Annotated in this window: 16 protein-coding genes; 11 read left to right on the top strand and 5 right to left on the bottom strand. The window is 69.9% G+C overall.

Annotated features, from left to right (window positions below):
- The first annotated feature begins 4 nt into the window (after positions 1 to 4).
- Genes PRL19_RS02890 through PRL19_RS02930 form a run of 9 tightly spaced genes read left to right on the top strand, consistent with a single transcriptional unit; the run spans position 5 to position 8,643 of the window.
- On the top strand, positions 5 to 2,284 hold the full coding sequence (locus PRL19_RS02890; RefSeq protein ID WP_273743805.1) for a bifunctional salicylyl-CoA 5-hydroxylase/oxidoreductase: 2,280 nt from the start codon (positions 5 to 7) through the stop codon (positions 2,282 to 2,284).
- Positions 2,281 to 3,006, top strand: a complete 726-nt coding sequence (locus PRL19_RS02895; protein ID WP_273743806.1) for an SDR family NAD(P)-dependent oxidoreductase — start codon at positions 2,281 to 2,283, stop codon at positions 3,004 to 3,006. The genes PRL19_RS02890 and PRL19_RS02895 overlap by 4 nt, the downstream gene beginning before the upstream one ends.
- Positions 3,003 to 3,437, top strand: a complete 435-nt coding sequence (locus tag PRL19_RS02900) for a MarR family winged helix-turn-helix transcriptional regulator (RefSeq protein WP_046001243.1) — start codon at positions 3,003 to 3,005, stop codon at positions 3,435 to 3,437. Before PRL19_RS02895 ends, PRL19_RS02900 begins: the two co-directional genes overlap by 4 nt.
- On the top strand, positions 3,434 to 4,246 hold the full coding sequence (locus PRL19_RS02905; protein WP_273743807.1) for an enoyl-CoA hydratase family protein: 813 nt from the start codon (positions 3,434 to 3,436) through the stop codon (positions 4,244 to 4,246). The genes PRL19_RS02900 and PRL19_RS02905 overlap by 4 nt, the downstream gene beginning before the upstream one ends.
- A gap of 50 nt (positions 4,247 to 4,296) precedes the next feature.
- The gene (locus tag PRL19_RS02910; RefSeq protein WP_273744440.1) at positions 4,297 to 5,427 is read left to right on the top strand and encodes an acyl-CoA dehydrogenase family protein; all 1,131 of its coding nucleotides are present in this window, start codon (positions 4,297 to 4,299) and stop codon (positions 5,425 to 5,427) included.
- Positions 5,424 to 5,813 (top strand): acyl-CoA thioesterase, encoded by a 390-nt coding sequence (locus PRL19_RS02915; RefSeq protein ID WP_273743808.1) that lies wholly within the window; start codon positions 5,424 to 5,426, stop codon positions 5,811 to 5,813. Before PRL19_RS02910 ends, PRL19_RS02915 begins: the two co-directional genes overlap by 4 nt.
- Positions 5,806 to 6,201, top strand: coding sequence for a RidA family protein (locus PRL19_RS02920; protein WP_273743809.1), 396 nt, complete (start codon positions 5,806 to 5,808; stop codon positions 6,199 to 6,201). Before PRL19_RS02915 ends, PRL19_RS02920 begins: the two co-directional genes overlap by 8 nt.
- A gap of 10 nt (positions 6,202 to 6,211) precedes the next feature.
- Entirely contained in the window at positions 6,212 to 7,825 is a 1,614-nt protein-coding gene (locus PRL19_RS02925) for a benzoate-CoA ligase family protein (protein ID WP_273743810.1), read from the top strand.
- The gene (locus PRL19_RS02930) at positions 7,822 to 8,643 is read left to right on the top strand and encodes a tryptophan 2,3-dioxygenase (RefSeq protein ID WP_273743811.1); all 822 of its coding nucleotides are present in this window, start codon (positions 7,822 to 7,824) and stop codon (positions 8,641 to 8,643) included. Before PRL19_RS02925 ends, PRL19_RS02930 begins: the two co-directional genes overlap by 4 nt.
- Positions 8,644 to 8,741: 98 nt before the next feature.
- On the opposite strand, the gene PRL19_RS02935 is transcribed toward PRL19_RS02930, so the two are convergent.
- Positions 8,742 to 9,461 carry a GNAT family N-acetyltransferase gene (locus PRL19_RS02935; protein ID WP_273743812.1) on the bottom strand — a complete coding sequence of 240 codons (720 nt, stop codon included), beginning with the start codon at positions 9,459 to 9,461 and terminating at the stop codon, positions 8,742 to 8,744.
- A complete protein-coding gene (locus tag PRL19_RS02940) occupies positions 9,458 to 10,198 on the bottom strand; it encodes a competence/damage-inducible protein A (protein ID WP_273743813.1) in 741 nt (246 codons plus the stop codon). Before PRL19_RS02940 ends, PRL19_RS02935 begins: the two co-directional genes overlap by 4 nt.
- Before the next feature lie 102 nt (positions 10,199 to 10,300).
- Here PRL19_RS02940 and map point away from each other — a divergent pair, with 102 nt between their 5' ends.
- Positions 10,301 to 11,098 carry a type I methionyl aminopeptidase gene (gene map / locus PRL19_RS02945; RefSeq protein ID WP_127897348.1) on the top strand — a complete coding sequence of 266 codons (798 nt, stop codon included), beginning with the start codon at positions 10,301 to 10,303 and terminating at the stop codon, positions 11,096 to 11,098.
- A 151-nt stretch (positions 11,099 to 11,249) separates the two neighbouring features.
- Here the strand turns inward: map and PRL19_RS02950 are convergent, their stop codons facing one another.
- Positions 11,250 to 11,846 (bottom strand): YqgE/AlgH family protein, encoded by a 597-nt coding sequence (locus tag PRL19_RS02950; protein ID WP_240542462.1) that lies wholly within the window; start codon positions 11,844 to 11,846, stop codon positions 11,250 to 11,252.
- A gap of 100 nt (positions 11,847 to 11,946) precedes the next feature.
- Between PRL19_RS02950 and PRL19_RS02955 the strand changes: the two genes are divergently transcribed.
- The gene (locus PRL19_RS02955) at positions 11,947 to 12,747 is read left to right on the top strand and encodes a protein-disulfide reductase DsbD domain-containing protein (RefSeq protein ID WP_273743814.1); all 801 of its coding nucleotides are present in this window, start codon (positions 11,947 to 11,949) and stop codon (positions 12,745 to 12,747) included.
- Here PRL19_RS02955 and PRL19_RS02960 read toward each other — a convergent pair.
- A complete protein-coding gene (locus PRL19_RS02960; protein ID WP_273743815.1) occupies positions 12,744 to 16,094 on the bottom strand; it encodes an efflux RND transporter permease subunit in 3,351 nt (1,116 codons plus the stop codon). The genes PRL19_RS02955 and PRL19_RS02960 overlap by 4 nt on opposite strands.
- On the bottom strand, positions 16,087 to 17,415 hold the full coding sequence (locus tag PRL19_RS02965) for an efflux RND transporter periplasmic adaptor subunit (RefSeq protein ID WP_273743816.1): 1,329 nt from the start codon (positions 17,413 to 17,415) through the stop codon (positions 16,087 to 16,089). The genes PRL19_RS02960 and PRL19_RS02965 overlap by 8 nt, the downstream gene beginning before the upstream one ends.
- Positions 17,416 to 17,425: the final 10 nt, after the last annotated feature.

Genomic DNA, 17,425 nt, shown 5'->3' on the forward strand with positions numbered 1-17,425 from the left:
CGGGATGAAGATTCTCTGTCTGGGTGGCGGGCCTGCGGGCCTTTACTTCGCGATCTCGATGAAGCTGCGCGATCCGTCGCATGACGTGACCGTGCTGGAGCGCAACGGCGCAGGCGACACCTTCGGATGGGGCGTGGTGCTCTCCGACGACGCCCTGTCGCGGCTGGAACGCAACGACCCGCCCTCGGCCCAGGCGATCCGCGACCATTTCATCTATTGGGACGACATCGCCGTCATCCGCGACGGCCACCGGCAGGTCTCGGGCGGGCATGGTTTCGCGGGGATCGGGCGGCGGCAGCTGCTGATCCTGCTGCAGGAGCGGGCCCGGGAGCTGGGCGTCACCCTGCAATTCCAGACCGAGTTCCAGACCGCCGAAACCTATCGCCACGACTATGACCTGGTCGTCGCCTGCGACGGGCTGAACAGCAAGGTCCGCACGGAATATGCGGACGTGTTCCGCCCCGACATCGACATGCGCCGCTGCAAGTTCGTCTGGCTGGGCACGAAACAGAAATTCGACGACGCCTTCACCTTCATCTTCGAAAAGAGGCCGCAGGGCTGGCTATGGGCGCATGTCTATTCCTTCGACGCCGACACCGCGACCTTCATCGTGGAATGTTCGCAGGAGACCTGGGACGCGATGGGCTTCGAGGGCATGACGAAAGAGCAGATCGTCGAGACCTGCCGCGACGTCTTCAAGGACCATCTGGGCGGGCATGACCTGATGTCGAACGCGGCGCATTTGCGCGGCTCGGCCGTCTGGATGAACTTTCCCCGCGTCATCTGCGACCGCTGGTATCATGAGAATGTGGTGCTGATGGGCGATGCGGCGGCGACGGGGCATTTCTCGATCGGGTCCGGCACGCGGCTGGCCTTGGACAGCGCCATCGCGCTGGCCGATTACCTGCATTCCGAACCCGACCTGCCCCGCGCCTTCGAACGCTATCAGGAGGAGCGGCGCGTCGAGGTTCTGCGCCTGCAATCGGCCGCCCGAAACAGCCTGGAATGGTTCGAGGAGGTCGAGCGTTACCTGGACCTGGACCCGATCCAGTTCACCTATTCCCTGCTGACCCGCAGCCAGCGCATCGGCCATGAGAACCTGCGCCTGCGCGACCCGGGTTGGGTGCGCGAGGCCGAGGACTGGTTCCAACGGCAGGCCGGCGGCCAGCCGGGCCGCGCGCCGATCTTCGCGCCCTTCCGCCTGCGCGACATGGCGCTGAAGAACCGCATCGTCGTCTCGCCCATGGCGCAGTACAAGGCGCAGGACGGCTGCCCGACCGACTGGCACCTGGTCCATTACGGCGAACGCGCCAAGGGCGGCGCGGGCCTGGTCTTTACCGAGATGACCTGTGTCAGCCCCGAAGGCCGCATCACGCCGGGCTGTCCGGGCCTCTACGCGCCCGAGCATCAGGCGGCCTGGCGGCGGATCACCGATTTCATCCATGCCGAGACGGATGCCAGGATCTGCTGCCAGATCGGCCATTCGGGCCGCAAGGGCTCCACCCGCATCGGGTGGGAGGGGATGGACCAGCCGCTGGCGGAGGGCAACTGGCCGATCATGGCGGCCTCCGCCCTGCCGTGGTCCGACGACAATGCCGTGCCGCAGGAGATGACCCGCGCTGATATGGAGGCAGTGACCGAACAGTTCGTGGCCGCGACCCGCATGGCGGATGCCGCGGGCTTCGACATGATCGAGCTGCATGCGGCGCATGGCTATCTGCTGTCGGGCTTCCTGTCGCCGGTGTCGAACCGGCGCACGGATGATTATGGCGGCAGCCTGGAGAACCGCCTGCGCTGGCCGTTGGAGGTGTTCACCGCCATGCGCGCCGTCTGGCCCCAAGACAGGCCGATGTCGGTGCGCATCTCGGCCACGGACTGGACCGAGGACGGCGTGACGCCTGACGAATCGGTCGCCATCGCGCAGGCCTTCCATGCGGCGGGGGCGGATATCATCGACGTGTCGGCCGGGCAGACGACGCCCGAGGCGCGGCCGGTCTATGGGCGGATGTTCCAGACGCCGTTCTCGGACCGCATCCGCAACCAGGCGGGGCTGGCCACGATGGCGGTGGGCAACATCACCGATGCAGATCAGGCCAACGGCATCCTGCTGGCCGGGCGCGCCGATCTGGTGGCCATCGGGCGACCGCATCTGGCCGATCCCTATTGGACGCTGCATGCGGCGACGGCGCTTGGCGACGGGGCGGACTGGCCCCTGCCCTATCACGCGGGCCGCGATCAGGCGCGGCGACTGGCCGCCAAGCAGGCCGAGGAGATCCGCGCATGACCCGCGTCCTGATCACCGGCGGCGGCAGCGGCACCGGCGCCGACATGGCCCGGGCCTTTGCCGCCCAAGGTCATGAGGTCGTCATCACCGGCCGCGACACCGCGAAACTGGAGGCCGTGGCGGGCGGGTTGATCCGCGCCGTGCCGGGCGATGTCAGCGACGAGGATCAGGTGCGGCGCATCTTCGATGCGGCCGGCCCCTGCCAGGTGGTCATCGCCAATGCCGGCATCGCCGAGGCCGCGCCCTTTGCTCGCACCACTCTGGACCAGTTCAGCCGCATCATGGCGGTCAACCTGACGGGGGTCTTCCTGACCTTTCGGCAGGCGCTGTCGCAGATGGGACCGGGGGGGCGGTTGATTGCGGTATCCTCGGCGGCGGGGCTGCGGGGGGCGGCCTATGCCTCGGCCTATGCGGCCAGCAAGCATGGGGTGATGGGGCTGGTGCGGTCGATCGCGCTGGAGGTGGCTGCCAAACAGATCACCGCCAACGCCATCTGCCCCAGCTATCTGGACACCGAGATGACCGGCCGCACGCTGGACGGGATCATGGCCAAGACGGGGCGCGACCGCGACGCGGCACTGGCTGCGCTGACCGCCCGCAACCCGCAGGGCCGCCTGATCGCGCCCGCCGAGGTGACCGGCGCGGCGCTGTGGTTGGCCTCGGACGCGGCGGCGGGGGTGAACGGCCAGGCCATCGTCCTGGACGGAGGCGAGAGCGCATGACCGACCTGTCCAAGCGGCGGCTGAAGACCTGGATCCGCCTTCTGGGCGTGACGCGGGGGGCCGAGAACCATCTGCGCGACTATCTGCGCCGCGCGCATGGCACGACCCTGCCCCGCTTCGACGTGATGGCGGCGCTGTGGCGCAGGCGCGAGGGCGTGACCATGTCCGAGTTGTCGCGCCTGCTGCTGGTGTCGAACGGCAATGCCACGGCGGTCGTCGACCGACTGGAGGCCGACGGCATGGTCCGCCGCGAGGCCGAGAACGGCGACCGACGCCGCATTCGCGTGCGCCTGACGCCCGAAGGCCTGGAGGCGTTCGAGATCATGGCCCTGGGCCATGAGGCCGAGGTCGACGCGATCCTGGGCCGATTGTCCGAAACCGATCTGGAGGCGCTGCGCGACATCCTGTCCCGCGCCGGGAGGCCCGAATGAAACCCGTCCCCATGGCCGATCTGGCGCCCGAACATTTCCTGTGGGAGGTCACGGACCGCATCGCGGTGATCCGCCTGAACCGCCCCGAGCGCAAGAACCCCCTGACGTTCGACAGCTATGCCGAACTGGGCGCCTGCTTTCGGCAGCTGGCCCATGCGTCGGACGTGGATGTGGTGGTGCTGGCCTCCAATGGCGGCAATTTCTGTTCGGGCGGCGACGTGCACGAGATCATCGGCCCGCTGGTCGGCATGGAGATGCCGCAGCTTCTGGCCTTCACCCGCATGACCGGGGAGCTGGTGCGCGCGATGATCCATTGCGGCAAGCCGGTGATCGCCGCGGTCGAGGGGATCTGCGTGGGCGCGGGCGCGATCATGGCCATGGCCAGCGACCTGCGACTGGCCGCGCCCTCGGCCAAGGCTGCGTTCCTGTTCACCAAGGTGGGGCTGGCGGGTTGCGACATGGGCGCCTGCGCGATGCTGCCGCGGATCGTGGGTCAGGGGCGGGCGGCGGAGCTGCTGTATACGGGCCGCGTGCTGCGCGCCGAGGAGGGCGAGCGGTGGGGGTTCTGGAACAGCCTGCATGACGACGTCTTTGCCGCGGCGATGGATCTGGCGCGAAGCATCGCGGCGGGGCCTGTCTGGGCGCATGGCATCACCAAGACGCAGCTGTTGCAGGAATGGACCATGGGGTTGGATCAGGCGATCGAGGCCGAGGCGCAGGCCCAGGCCATCTGCATGACCACGCGCGATTTCGAGCGGGCCTATCGGGCCTTCGTCGCCAAACAGACGCCGGTCTTCGAGGGCAATTGAGGGAACCGGGGCTCTGCCCCGGACCCCGGGATATTTGGGTGAAGAAGAAGATGGATCGCAGCTTTCTGGACTGGCCGTTCTTCGAGGACAGGCATCGCGTGCTGGCCCAGGGGCTGGAGGATTGGGCCGCAGGCGCGCTGCCGGTGGATCACGGCGATGTGGACGGGGCCTGCCGGGGGCTGGTGCGGGCGCTTGGCGATGGCGGCTGGCTGGCGCATTCGGGGGGCGAGGCGCTGGACGTGCGCGCGCTGTGCCTGATCCGCGAGACCTTGGCGCGCCATGACGGGTTGGCGGATTTCGCCTTTGCCATGCAGGGCCTGGGCATGGGGGCGGTGACGCTGTTCGGCAGCCCGGTTCAGCGAGAATGGCTGGAGCGGACGCGGGCGGGCCGGGCGATTTCGGGGTTCGCGCTGACCGAGCCTGCGTCCGGGTCGGACGTCGCGCGGCTGGCGACCACGGCGCGCCGGGATGGCGACGGGTGGGTTCTGGACGGGGAAAAGACCTATATCTCCAACGGCGGGATCGCGGATGTCTATGTGATCGTCGCGCGGACCGGGGAGGCCCCGGGCGCGCGGGGGCTGTCGGCCTTTCTGCTGCCTGTGGAGACACCGGGGCTGGAGGTGGTCAGCCGCATCGACGTGATGGCCCCGCATCCGCTGGCGCATCTGCGCCTGACGGGGGTGCGGCTGCCGGGGGATGCGCTGATCGGGCAGTCGGGACAGGGGTTCCGCATCGCCATGACGGTGCTGGATCATTTCCGCCCCACGGTGGGGGCCGCGGCGTTGGGCTTCGCGCGTCGGGCGCTGGACGAGGCTTTGGCCCGCGTGCGCTCGCGCCAGATCCAGGGCGCGCCGATGGCCGAGCTGCAGATGGTCCAGGGGCATCTGGCCGATATGGCGCTGAAGATCGACGCCGCCGCCCTGCTGATCTATCGCGCGGCCTGGGCCAAGGACCAGGGCGCGCCCCGCATCACGCGGGAGGCGGCAATGGCCAAGCTGTACGCCACCGAGATCGCGCAGGAGGTCATCGACCAGGCCGTGCAGCTGCATGGCGGCGACGGCGTGCGGACGGGCAGCACGGTCGAGAGCCTGTACCGTGAGATCCGCGCCCTGCGCATCTACGAGGGGGCCAGCGACGTGCAGCGCGTCGTCATCGCCCGCAGCATCCTGGAGGGCGCATGACCTATACCCGTACCATTCCCATCGAGTTCTGCCACTGCGACCCGGCCGGAATCGTCTTCTATCCCCGCTATGCGGAGATGGTGAACCACATGGTGGAGAACTTCTTTCTGGAGGTCGTGGGGCATGGCTTTGGCCCGATGATGGCGGCGGGCCAGGGGATGCCCACCGTCGCGCTGGAAATGGCGTTCCGCAAGCCCGCGCAGCTTGGCGACCGGCTGGACTGGACGCTGGTGGTCGAGCATCTCGGCCGGTCCAGCGCGCGTTTCCTGGTGCGCGGCGAGGACCGGGTCGAGGCGCGGACCACGGTGGTCTGGATGGACCGCGATTTCACCCCCTCGCCCTGGCCCGACGCCATGCGACAGACCCTGGAGGCGCATCATGCATGAACCCCTGCATCCGGCGACGTGGAAGCGCGCCTCGGGCTATTCAAACGGTGTGATGGCGCGGGGGCGGATGATCTTTACCGGCGGGCTGGTGGGCTGGGACGCCGATCAGGTCTTTCAGACCGACGATTTCGCGGGGCAGGTCCGGCAGGTGCTGGAAAACATCGTGGCGGTCCTGGCGGAAGGCGGCGCGGGGCCCGAGCATCTGGTGCGGCTGACCTGGTACGTCACCGACAAGCACGAATACCTGGGCGCGCTGCGCGAGGTCGGGGCGGCCTATCGCGACGTGATCGGGCGGCATTATCCGGCCATGGCGCTGGTGCAGGTCGTGGCGCTGGTCGAGGACCGCGCCAAGGTCGAGATCGAGGCCACGGCCGTGGTGCCGGAATAGGGGGATGATCATGCTGGGACCAAGCGGGCACGAGGACAGCTTCACGCGCGACAACCTGCCCCCGCAGGAGGCCTGGCCGCGGATCGACCTGTCCGGATACGACTATCCCGACTGGCTGAACGCAGGTGCGGAACTGACCGACCGCATGGTCGATCGCGGCTTCGGGGACAGGGTCGCGCTGGTCGGCAACGGGCGGGCGCGGACCTACAAGGAGCTGTCGGACTGGACCAACCGGCTGGCCCATGCGCTGGTCGCGGATTACGGGCTGCGGCCGGGCAACCGGGTGCTGATCCGGTCGGCCAACAACCCCGCGATGGTCGCCTGCTGGCTGGCCGCGACCAAGGCGGGGGCGGTGGTCGTGAACACCATGCCCATGCTGCGCGCCAAGGAGCTGTCCCAGATCATCAACAAGGCACAGGTGACGCATGCGCTGTGCGACACGCGGCTGATGGATGAGCTGGTGGCGGCGGCCAAGGGCTCGGCCACGCTGACCACGGTGGTGGGGTTCGACGGCACCGCGAACCATGATGCGGAGCTGGACCGGGCGGCGCTGACCAAGCCCGTGCGGTTCGAGGCGGTGCGGACCGGGCGGGATGACGTGGCTCTGCTGGGGATGACCTCGGGGTCGACGGGCGAACCCAAGGCCACGATGCATTTCCACCGCGACCTGCTGATCATCGCCGACGGCTATGCGCGCGAGGTTCTGGGGGTAACGCCGGACGATGTCTTCGTGGGGTCGCCGCCGCTGGCATTTACGTTTGGTCTGGGCGGGCTGGCGGTGTTCCCGCTGCGTTTCGGGGCCAGTGCGGTGCTGCTGGAGAACGCCTCGCCCCCGAACATGATCGAGATCATCGAACGCCACCGCGCAACGATCTGCGTGACCGCGCCCACGGCGTACCGGGTGATGCTGCGCGCGATGGATCATGGGGCGGACCTGTCCAGCCTGCGCGTGGCGATCAGCGCCGGAGAGACCCTGCCCGCGCCCATCTGGCAGGATTGGCACGACCGCACGGGCAAGCCGATGCTGGACGGGATCGGCGCGACCGAGATGCTGCACATCTTCCTGACCAACCGGCTGGACGACAGCCATCCGGGCTGCACCGGGCGGCCCGTCCAAGGCTATCGCGCGCGGATCGTGGACGATGCGGGCCAGGAGGTGCCGCGCGGAGAGATGGGGCGGCTGGCGGTGATCGGGCCGACCGGCTGCCGCTATCTGAACGATGCGCGGCAGGCAGAGTATGTGCAGGGCGGCTGGAACCTGACCGGCGACACCTTCTGGCAGGATGAAGACGGGCGGTTCCATTTCGCGGCGCGCTGCGACGACATCATCGTGTCGTCGGGCTACAACATCGCCGGGCCGGATGTGGAGGCGGCGCTGCTGGCGCACGCGGACGTGCTGGAATGCGCGGTGATCGGGGTGCCGGACCCGGAGCGCGGCCAGATCGTCGAGGCGCATGTGGTGCTGGCCCCCGGCGTCGCGCCCGACACCGCGACCGCGGAGCGGTTGCAGCGGCATGTGAAGGACGTGATCGCGCCCTTCAAATATCCCCGCCGGGTGGTCTTCTGCGCGGCCCTGCCCAAGACCCAGACCGGCAAGATCCAGAGGTTCAGGCTGAAGCAATGAGTATCGACCCTGCACAGGAAGGCGCGCGCATGTCGTTCGACGGGCGCATGTCCTATGGCGATTATCTGGGGCTGGACCGGCTGCTGACATCGCAGCACCCGCTGTCGGATGCGCATGACGAAATGCTGTTCATCATCCAGCACCAGACGTCCGAATTGTGGATGAAGCTGGCCTTGCTGGAGATGGGGGCGGCGCGGGAACGGATTGCCGCGGGCGATCTGCGGCCCGCCTTCAAGATGCTGACCCGCGTGGCGCGGATCATGGAGCAGCTAAATTCGGCCTGGGACGTGCTGCGCACCATGACGCCGTCGGAATATTCGACCTTTCGCCCCGCGCTGGCCGAAAGCAGCGGGTTTCAGTCGCATCAGTACCGGATGATCGAGTTCGTCGCGGGCAACCGCAACATGGCGATGATCGCGCCCCATGCGCATCGTCCCGACCTGGCCGAGGCGCTGCGGGCGGAGGCCGCGCGGCCGTCGCTTTATGACGAAGTTCTGGGGCGGCTGAGGGCGGCGGGGTTCGACGTGGCGGCGCGCACCGTGCTGGACGCGCCCCATGCGCCGGACGCGGCGGCGCGGGCGGCCTGGGCCGAGGTCTATCGCGATCCGGGCCGCTATTGGGAGCTGTATGAGCTGGCCGAGAAGCTGGTGGATTTCGAGGATTACTTCCGCCGCTGGCGGTTCAACCATGTGACGACGGTGGAGCGGATCATCGGCTTCAAGCGCGGATCCGGGGGCACGTCGGGGGTGAATTATCTGCGGCGGATGCTGGACGTGGTGCTGTTCCCCGACCTGTGGGAGCTGCGGACCGAACTGTGAGCGGGGCGGACGGCCTCGCCTGACCGGCCCTGACGGGCCGGGGTCGCGGCCGTCGGTGGCGCCCGGACCTGCGGTCCGGGCGCGGTCGGTCCGGTGGCTCAGGCGGCGGGGCCGTAATAGGCGTAGCTGCCGGCGGCGGTGAAGCCGAGGCTGGCATAAGTGGCATGGGCTGCGGTATTCGCGCGGCTGACGGCCAGGCCGATGCGTGTGGCACCGAGATCCTGGGCCCAAGCGGCGGCTTGGCGCATCATCCAGCCGGCGAGACCCTGGCGGCGGAAGGCAGGCAGGACTTCGACGGCGTGGACCATGGCGGTGCGGTCATGCAACGCGACGAAGCCTGCGCCTGCGGCGCGGTCCCGGATGCGGCCCAAAAGTGCGGCCTTGGGCAGGGGCACGCGGTCGATCACGGCCTGTCTTGCGGGAGTGATGTTGCCCGCGCCCCAGATCTGGCGCTGGATCGCCAAGGGGGGCCAGATGGCAAAGGCGGTCACGGGCGGGATTGGCCGGTGGGTCAGCGCGGCGATGGGTGCGGCCATGACCTGGGTCGGGATATGCGCGCCCAAGCCCCGCGCGGTCAGGGCGGCGATCAGGTCAGTCTCATCGTCCCACGCACGGAACAGCGGCGGCTGGCCCCATGCGGCGTGCTGCGCACAGGCGGCGTCGATGTCGGCATCGCCCCACGGACCGACCGCGATGGCCGAGCTGACGCGCCCGCCCGCCCCTGCGCCCCGCCCGACCAGGAAGCCGCCGCAGCGGACGGTGTCAAACGCGGGCCACGTCGCCTCGAAGGCGGCGGCCAGATCGGGGTCGGGCCTCACAACCCGATGCGTCCGCGCAGAGCGGCCATGGCCTGATCGACGCGGGCGGCATCCAGGCCCCGCACGACCAGGTTCGTCCCCCAGCCCGTATCGTCGCGGAACGGATACGACCCCAGGGATAGGTCGGCGTATTCGGCGGCGACGGCCTTCAGGTCCTCGGCCACCTCGCTTTCGCCGCGGCGGACCTCGACGGTCAGGGATTGCACCGGGCGGCCCACGGGCAGCTGCGGGATCAACCAGGCGACCATGGCGCGGAAGACCTCGGGGACGCCCGCCATCACATGGGTCGCGCCGATGGAGAAGCCGGGCGCGGCCGACACGGCATTGTCGATCAGCGTCGCGCTTACGGGGATGCGGGCCATGCGCAGGCGGTTCTCGTTCAGCTCGACCCCCATGCGGTCGCAGCGCTCCTGCAGCAGGGCGCGGGCGGTGGGGTTGACCTCGACCGTGGTGCCATGGGCGGCGGCCACGGCATCGGCGGTGATGTCGTCATGCGTGGGCCCGATGCCGCCGGAGGTGAACAGCAGGTCGTACGCCCCGCCCAGGGTCCGGTCCAGTGCGCGGATCGCATCCACGATGCGGTCGGTGTCGTCGGCCACGACGCGGATCTCCTGGAGGTCGATGCCGGTCGCGGTCAGCACCTGGGCCAGGTGATGGGCGTTCCCTTCGCGGGTGCGGCCGGACAGGATCTCGTCGCCGATGACCAGGATGGCGGCTGTGGGGTTGTCGGACTGCATCAGGCTCTCCCTTGGGTGTCGCGCCTCATCTATGCCCGCAGCCGGGGCTGGAACAAGTGGGCGCGCGTCTCTATCTAGGGCGGCAGACAGAAAGGATCAGCGATGGACGAAGGCCGTATCACGAGGGAAGGCATCCGCCTGCACATGCCCGGGGATTTCGCAGGCATGCGGGCGGCGGGCGCCCTGGCCGCACGGATCCTGGACGAGGTGGGGCCGATGGTCGCACCGGGCGTCACCACCGGCGCGCTGGACGATTTCATCCGGGGCCGGGTGACGGAGCTGGGCGCGACCTCGGCCACGATCGGCTATCGCGGGTACCAGCACGCCAGCTGCATCAGCGTGAACCACGTGGTCTGTCACGGCATCCCCGGCGACAAGAGCCTCAAGGACGGCGATATCCTGAACATCGACGTGACGGTCATCCTGGACGGCTGGTTCGGCGACACCAGCCGGATGTATGTGGCGGGCAAGCCGTCGCTCAAGGCGCAGCGGCTGCTGCAGGTGACCCATGACGCGCTGATGAAGGGGATCGAGGCCGTGCGCCCCGGCGCGACCTTCGGCGACATCGGCGCGGCCATCCAGACCTATGCGGAGGAACGGCGAATGTCGGTGGTGCGCGACTTCTGTGGGCACGGGATCGGGCGGGTGTTCCATTCGCCGCCCAACGTGCTGCATTTCGGACGCCCGGGAAAAGGGCCGGTGCTGGAGGAGGGCATGTTCTTCACGATCGAGCCGATGATCAACCTGGGCCGCCCGGAAACCAAGGTCCTGGCCGATGACTGGACGGCGGTGACGCGCGACAAGTCGCTCTCGGCGCAGTTCGAACATTCGATCGGCGTGACGGCCGACGGATGCGAGATCTTTACCCCTTCCGACCGGTTCTTCCCCGAACTGGCGTGATCGATTGCGTCCCGCGGTGGCCGGGGGCGCTCCGCCCCCCGGACCCCCCGGAGGTCGCAATCATTCATTGGTTACGAAAACACCGCAAGGCGTCCTCCGCCCCAGGGGGTCCGGGGGGTTGAACCCCCCGGCACCGCGCGGGACGCAAAGCTCAGGCGCGGCCGGACGCCGCCGACAAAAGCGACGGATCGATCCCCTGCGCCCGCAGCGCGCGCTGCCACTTGTCCTCGTGCGACAGATCGAAGATCAGGTCCTCGGCGCCATCTCCGGTCAACCAGCCATTGGCCAGCATCTCGGTCTCCAGCTGCCCCGGCCCCCAGCCTGCATAGCCAAGCGCCAGAACCGCAGGGTCCGGACCATAGCCCTGCGCCAGTTCCACCAGGATGTCGCGCGTCGTGGTCATCGCCAGCGCCTGACCGATCCGCAAGCGACCCTCGGGGTCCTGCCCGTGCTCGGCCACCTTGTGCAGCACGAATCCCCGGCCCGGCTCGACCGGGCCGCCAAAGCGTACCTCGATCGGCCGCGCATCCTCCTCGGCCTCGATGCCCAGCTGGTCCAGCAGATCGCCAAAGCCGATCTCGGGCAGCGGGCGATTCAGCACCAGCCCCATCGCCCCCTCGTCGGAATGCGCGCAGACCAGCACCACGGACCGCTCGAAACGCGGATCGCTCATGCCGGGCATGGCGATCAGGATCTTGCCGGTCAGGTTGCGGTCTTGGGCGGAATCACCGGTGATGCTGGTCATCATGTCTCCTTTTCATGACAGATCGGCACTGGGGCGGGATGTTGCAAGGCTTGCGCGGAATTGTGACTTTCCGCCCCCGCTGCGCGGGCGCTAGGACAAGGGCATGACACATTTCCCCCGCCCGCTTCTTGCCACCGCCCTGGCGCTTGTCCTGACCGGACCCGCCATCGCCCAGGACGACCTGCCGCCCGGCCTGCGCGGCGCACAGCTGCTGCCCGGATGGACCGAGCCCGGCGGCGCCCGCATCCTGGCGCTGGAATTGCTGCTGGAGCCGGGCTGGAAGACCTACTGGCGCAGCCCCGGCGACACCGGCCTGCCGCCCCAGTTGGACTGGGCGGGGTCACGGAACCTGTCCCATGTCACCCTGCACTGGCCCGCGCCCCAGGCCATCCGGTCCGGAGAGACGCTGGAGATGGGCTATCACGACCGCCTCGTGCTGCCGCTGACCGCCCATCCGCAGGACCCCGGCAAGCCCGTCGACATCGCCGCCCAGATCGATCTGGGCCTGTGCGAGAACATTTGCGTCCCGGTTCACCTTGAACTGCGGGCGCCGCCCGTGGGCACGCAGTCGGACCCGGTGATCGCCAGCGCCCTTGCGGCGGAGCCGCAGCGCCTGGACGGCAACCCTGCCTGCGAGGTGACGCCCTTGGCAGACGGGCTGCGCGTCGCGATGGACCTGCCGCAGGGCCCGGCCACGCTGGCCGCGGTGGAACTGACCGACAATCCGCAGGTCTGGGTCTCGGCGGCGGACATCCTGCCCGGACCCACGGGCCCCCAGGCGGTTGTCGAGATGGTCGCCCCCTCGGGCAAGCCCTTCGATCTGGACCATGACGCGCTGCGCCTGACGGTGATCCCCGCCGATGGGGGACGGGCGACCGAAACCACCGGGTGCGCCGCGGACTAGGTCCCCGCGCAGCGCCCCCGCCGGACCTGCGCCAGGGTTGCCCCCGCCATGATCGCCGCCAGCGTCGCCAGATAGGCCAGCAGCGCGCCCCCCGCCCCCGGCCACCAGCCGGGCGCGGCCAGGCCCATCGCGGGCAGCACCGTCACCGGCCCCAGGATCAGCACCAGCCCCGCAACGGCCGCGACCACCGCGCCGCGCATCACGCCACGCACCGGCCCGGCCCGCAGGCTGCGGCGAAAGGCCCGGCGGGCGCGGGCCAGATCGTCGCCCGCGACCAGCACGGCCGGCACCACCAGCAGCACCAGCACCATCCCGAACCCCAGCCCATAGGCCAGCGTGACCACCGTGGGCTTGAGGAACAGCGCCTGCGACGAACGTTCGTACAACAGCGGGGCCAGGCCCAGGACCGTGGTGGCCGTGGTCAGCAGCACGGGGCGGAACCGGTCGGCGACCGCATCGACGATCGCGGGCCGCAGGGCCCGGGTGGCCCGGTATTCGTCGATGGTCGAGATCAGCACGATGGAATCGTTGATGATGATCCCCGACATGCCGATCAGGCCCACCACGGAAAACAGGCTCAGCGGCAGGCCCCAGGCCGCATGCCCCCAGACCGCGCCGATCAGCCCGAAGGGGATGACCGACATCACCACCAGGGGCCGCGTCCAGCTGGCAAAAATCCACGCCAGCACCATGTAGATGCCGGTCAGCGCCAGCGCGAATCCGATCAGAGCTTCTGACAGGAACGCGCGCTCCTGCTGGGCCAGGCCGGTGACGTCATAGGTCACACCGAACTGCGCGGCGATGTCGGGCAGCAGGCGGGTCTGCAGGTCGGCGGTGATCGCCGCCGCCCGCGCCGGATCGTCGCCCGAGATGTCGCCGGTGACCTCGATCATCCGCTCGCCGTTCTCGCGGCGGACGACCGAGAAGCCCGCCTCTGTGCTGACCGACACGATGTCGCCCAAGGGCACCCAGGCCCCGGACGCGGTGCGCATCTGCATCCGGTCCAGGAAATCGGCGCGGCGGTCATCCTCGGCCAGTTCCACGGTAATGGCGCCGGTGCGGGTGCCCTCGGGCCAGGTTGCGGCCTCGATCCCGCCAAGGCGCTGGCGCAGCTCGCGCGCAAGCCCGTCGGTGGTGAAGCCCAGGGCCTCGCCCTGGGGCGTCAGGCGCAGCGCCAGCTCGTCCTTGTCGTAATCCAGGCTGTCCTCCAGCGCCGAGACCTCGGGCGCCTCGGCCAGCCGCGCCTTCAGCGCCTCGGCGGCGGCCTTCAGCGTTGCGGCATCCGCACCGGTCATCAGCACCGAGATGGCATCGCCCCCCGGCCCCGACCGCCCGCCGCGAAAGCTGATCGTCTCCAGCTGGGGGTCGGTGGGCATGGCCTCCTGCAAGGCGGCGACCAGCTCGAAGCTGGAATAGGGGCGGAAATCGGGGTCGATCAGCTCCATCTGGACGGCGCCCAGCAGGTCGGCGTCCTTGGTCTCGGCCCCCGGCAGGGGACGGCCCGCATTGCCGCCGACCTGGGTCATCACATGGGTCAGCGGGCTGATGCCGTATTCTGCCTCATATTCGGCCGCGACCCGGTCCACCGCGTCCTGCACCAGTCCCATGACGCGCAGGGTGTCGTCGCGGGTGGCACCCTCCAGCATGGCGAAATTGCCCGACACGCTGCCCTGTTCGGGCGAATCGAAGAACCGCCAAGGCACCGACCCGCTGATCAGCGCCGCCGTGGACCAGGAAAAGCCCACCATGACCAGCGCCAGCACCGGATAGCGGGCGACAAGCACCAGACGCGCCAGCGGGCGCAGAACGCCCGTCACGAACCGGTCCAGCCAGCGGTTCACGACGACCGACGGCCGGTCGTACCAGCGGTCCTTGCCGTGATGGGCCAGCGCATGGGCCATGTGGTTGGGCAGGATCAGGAAACATTCGATCAGCGAAGCCGCCAGCACCAGGATCACCGTCAGCGGGATGTCCGACACCAGCGACCCGAACTGTCCGCCGATCAGCACCAGCCCGGCAAAGGCGATGATCGTGGTCAGGGTCGATGCGATCACCGGCGCGCCCATCGCACCCGCCGCCCGTTCGGCGGCGATCAGCGGCGGCTCGCCCAGCTTGCGGGCGCGATAGTCGGCATGTTCGCCCACCACGATGGCGTCGTCCACGATGATGCCCAGTGTCAGGATCAGCGCGAAAAGAGAGATCATGTTGATCGTCATGCCGACCGCGTACATCATCGCCACCGCCGCCAGCAGCGCCGCCGGGATGCCCGCCGCGACCCAGATCGCGGTGCGGGCGTTCAGAAACAGGAACAGCAGGCCCAGGACCAGCCCCAGCCCCATCAGCGCATTGTCCAAAAGCAGCGACAGCCGGGCCGAGATCTGTTCGGCCCGCGCCCGCACCAGTTCCACCGTGACCCCCTGCGGCAGGGTCGGCGCCAGCGCGTCGACGGCCGCCTGCACGTCCTGCTGCATGCCGATCGCGTCGCCCGATGCGCTGCGCTGGACGGACACCGTGACCGCCGGGTTGCCGTCGACGAAATAGGCCACGCCCCGGTCGATGCCCGTGTCGCGCACCTGCGCCACGTCACCGATGGTCAGCTGCGTCCCGTCGGGCAGCGCGGTCAGGACCAGAGCCGAGACCTGTTCGGGGGTGCGCGTCTCGGCCCCCGTGCGCACGCGCGATATGCCCGATGCCACGTCGCCCGCAGGCGTGGGCGCGGCGGCGGCGGCGATGGTCGCCGCGATCTGGTCCAACGTGATGTCGTGCTGCACCAGGTCGGCCATGCGCAACTCGACCAGGGTTTCGGGGGCGGACAGGCCGGTGACGGACAGCCGCGTCACCCCACGGGCGTACAGGCGGTTGGTCAGGTCGTCCGCGATGCGGCCCAGCTGGTCCAGGCCCACAGGGCCCGAGATCACCACGTCGGTGACCGCGTCGCGCCAGGCGCGGCGCGTGACCTCGGGGTCCTCGGCGCCCTCGGGCAGGTCGCCCGCGGCGGCGATGGCGGCTTCGACCTCGCCGGTGGCGCGGGACATGTCCCAGCCCGGCTCGAACTCCAGGGTGATGCGGGCGCTGCCTTGGCTGGACTGGCTTTCGGTCAGGGACACGCCCTCAACCGCGATCAGCGCGGGTTCCAGCACGCCGACCACCGAGCGGTCGACATCATCCGCCCCGGCCCCGTCCCAGCGGACGGCCACCTGGATCTGCTGGACGACCGTGTCGGGAAAGAACTGCGCCCTGAGGCGCGGCGCGGAATAAAGGCCCGCCACCACCATCACCGCCAGCAGCAGGTTGGCCAGCGTGGCATGGCGCACGAAGGTGCCGATCAGGCCCGGGCGCCTATCCACGGGTGGGGCCCCGGCCCTGCGCCCGCTGATCGGGCCCCTGCGCGGGCACGGGGGCGGCGGCGTCGCGGACGCGGATGCCGGTGCCCAGCTGCGGCGCGCGTTCTGCCACGATGCGCGCCCCTGCCAGGTCGGCCGGCACCGCGATGATCAGATCGTCGCCCTGCCGGCGCAGCACCGTCACGGGCGTCGCCTGCAGGCGGCCGTCCGCCCCCGCGACAAGCACGCCGCCATCCGACCCCAGGGCCGCCGCCGGGATGATCGCCGCGTCGGACAGCGCCGGTTCGGCGATGCGCGCGGTCACGAAATCGCCCGGGCGCAGCGCCTGCGCACCCTGGACCAGCCGGGCATAGACCACCCGCCCCGCCGTCCCTTCCGCGACCGAGGCCGCCGCCCGGTCCAGCCGCGCCTGCGCGACCACCGCGCCGGCGCTGCCGTCCAGCGTCACCGTCACCTCGCGGTCCAGCAGGGCACCGTCCGGGCCCAGCAGGCGCCCAAACTGGTCCAGCGACAGCGGGATCTGCAGTTCCAGCGCCGCGGGGTCGATGATCGTGGCCAGCTGTTCGTTCACGCCGACCAGCGCGCCCTCGACCGCGGTGACGGCGGTGACGCGCCCGTCGAAGCCCGCGCGCAGTTCCGTGTCGGCCAGCGCGCGGCGGGCCTCGGTCACGGCGATCTCGGCCCTGCGCAGGGCGTTCTCGGCCGCGGTCACGGCGCTTTGCGCGTCGGCCTGGGCGGCGCGGGCGGCGATCACGGTCTGGCTGGCGGTGGATGCGGCCAGTTCGGCGGTCTCGCGGTCCAGGCTGGTGCCCAGGCCGCGGTCGGCCAGCTGCTCCTGCCGCGTCACCGCGGCGGCGCGCAGTTCGGCCTGGCGGTCCGCCGCGGCCACGTCCTGGGCCGCGATGTCGACGCGGCGGCGCGCATCCTCCAGCACGCCCTGGGCGTCGGCGCGTTCGGCCTGGCTGCTGTCCAGCGCCGCCTGTGCGGCGGACGGGTCGATGCGCGCCAGCAGCTGGCCCGCGACGACCGTGCCGCCCTCCTGCAAGGCGGGGTCCAGCTGGACGATGCGGCCCCCGGCACCCGCGCGCAGTTGCAGATTGCGTCGCGACAGGACCTGGCCGAACACCTGCATCTGCGGCTGGACCACCCCCGGCGCGACCGTGACCAGCCGCGCGGCATAGACCTGTTCGGCAGGGGCGCGCACCGCGGGTCCGTCCCCGTCCGGCGTCACCGCACGCCACAGGATCCCCGCGGCCAGTATCAGCAGGGCCAGCGTCAGGAAGGTCAGGAACAGCCCCAGAAGGCTGCGGGACAGGAAACGCATGCGGATGGTC

Origin of the sequence: Paracoccus marcusii (assembly GCF_028621715.1) — a bacterium.
In the GTDB taxonomy this organism is placed as follows: domain Bacteria; phylum Pseudomonadota; class Alphaproteobacteria; order Rhodobacterales; family Rhodobacteraceae; genus Paracoccus; species Paracoccus marcusii.

Coding starts and splice junctions, on each gene's coding strand:
- PRL19_RS02890 (WP_273743805.1), top strand. CDS start 5: ATGAAGATTCTCTGTCTGGGTGGCGGGCCTGCGGGCCTTTACTTCGCG.
- PRL19_RS02895 (WP_273743806.1), top strand. CDS start 2,281: ATGACCCGCGTCCTGATCACCGGCGGCGGCAGCGGCACCGGCGCCGAC.
- PRL19_RS02900 (WP_046001243.1), top strand. CDS start 3,003: ATGACCGACCTGTCCAAGCGGCGGCTGAAGACCTGGATCCGCCTTCTG.
- PRL19_RS02905 (WP_273743807.1), top strand. CDS start 3,434: ATGAAACCCGTCCCCATGGCCGATCTGGCGCCCGAACATTTCCTGTGG.
- PRL19_RS02910 (WP_273744440.1), top strand. CDS start 4,297: ATGGATCGCAGCTTTCTGGACTGGCCGTTCTTCGAGGACAGGCATCGC.
- PRL19_RS02915 (WP_273743808.1), top strand. CDS start 5,424: ATGACCTATACCCGTACCATTCCCATCGAGTTCTGCCACTGCGACCCG.
- PRL19_RS02920 (WP_273743809.1), top strand. CDS start 5,806: ATGCATGAACCCCTGCATCCGGCGACGTGGAAGCGCGCCTCGGGCTAT.
- PRL19_RS02925 (WP_273743810.1), top strand. CDS start 6,212: ATGCTGGGACCAAGCGGGCACGAGGACAGCTTCACGCGCGACAACCTG.
- PRL19_RS02930 (WP_273743811.1), top strand. CDS start 7,822: ATGAGTATCGACCCTGCACAGGAAGGCGCGCGCATGTCGTTCGACGGG.
- PRL19_RS02940 (WP_273743813.1), bottom strand. CDS start 10,198: ATGCAGTCCGACAACCCCACAGCCGCCATCCTGGTCATCGGCGACGAG.
- map (WP_127897348.1), top strand. CDS start 10,301: ATGGACGAAGGCCGTATCACGAGGGAAGGCATCCGCCTGCACATGCCC.
- PRL19_RS02950 (WP_240542462.1), bottom strand. CDS start 11,846: ATGATGACCAGCATCACCGGTGATTCCGCCCAAGACCGCAACCTGACC.
- PRL19_RS02955 (WP_273743814.1), top strand. CDS start 11,947: ATGACACATTTCCCCCGCCCGCTTCTTGCCACCGCCCTGGCGCTTGTC.
- PRL19_RS02965 (WP_273743816.1), bottom strand. CDS start 17,415: ATGCGTTTCCTGTCCCGCAGCCTTCTGGGGCTGTTCCTGACCTTCCTG.